Source organism: Mesorhizobium sp. M4B.F.Ca.ET.089.01.1.1 (assembly GCF_004022605.1).
In the GTDB taxonomy this organism is placed as follows: Bacteria; Pseudomonadota; Alphaproteobacteria; order Rhizobiales; family Rhizobiaceae; genus Mesorhizobium; species Mesorhizobium abyssinicae.
In genome coordinates, this window is record NZ_RZOS01001146.1 from 1 (window position 1) to 657 (window position 657).

A 657-nucleotide genomic window follows, 5' to 3' on the forward strand; every position below is an offset into this window, starting at 1 on the left:
GTACCAAGGGGGAGCGCTTGGATTTAGGAGCAGAGCGTGATTGACCGTGTCCACCATGCGCTTAGCATCACCAACAACGAGGGGCATGTTGTACGCAATCAAGGCAAGGTTATCAGCATCGTTTGGGGCAACTGCAAGCGCCCGCTCGAAATCCTCCTTCGCACCTTGAATGTCCCCGTCCGCCGCACGCAATGTCGCGCGCTGTCCGAGCGCTATCCAATCATTTGGGTCCAATTGCAGTGCACGAGTCGTATCTTCCCGGAAGTGCCGCAAGGCGGTATCGACATCGTCAGAGAAGCCTAGAGTACTGGCAACCGAATATGCGAGGCCTAACTGGCTCCAAGCCGGTGCAAATTCCGGGTCCATTCGCACTGATTTTTCGAGGTACTCGATACCCTTTAGGACCCCCTCTTTGGTGACGCTCTGGGTACTGTCCATCCCAATCAGATAGAGATCGTACGCATCAAGGCTCGCGGGAGGCTTCCGTTTGGCAACCGCCCTGCTGCTGCGTGCGATCTCGCCGTAGTACGTCGAGGCGATGCTGCCGACCACGCGAGCGGTTATCTCGTCCTGCACCGAGAATAAGTCGTCGGTAGCTTGATCGTACCGTTGCGCCCACAGGTGAGCTCCGGAGACCGCGTCAATGAACTGTGCTGT

The 657-nt window shown here is 57.2% G+C and carries 1 pseudogene; it reads right to left on the reverse strand.

The features are described 5' to 3' along the window. Nucleotides 1–657, reverse strand: a pseudogene (locus EN780_RS39370) (hypothetical protein); the annotation flags it as partial.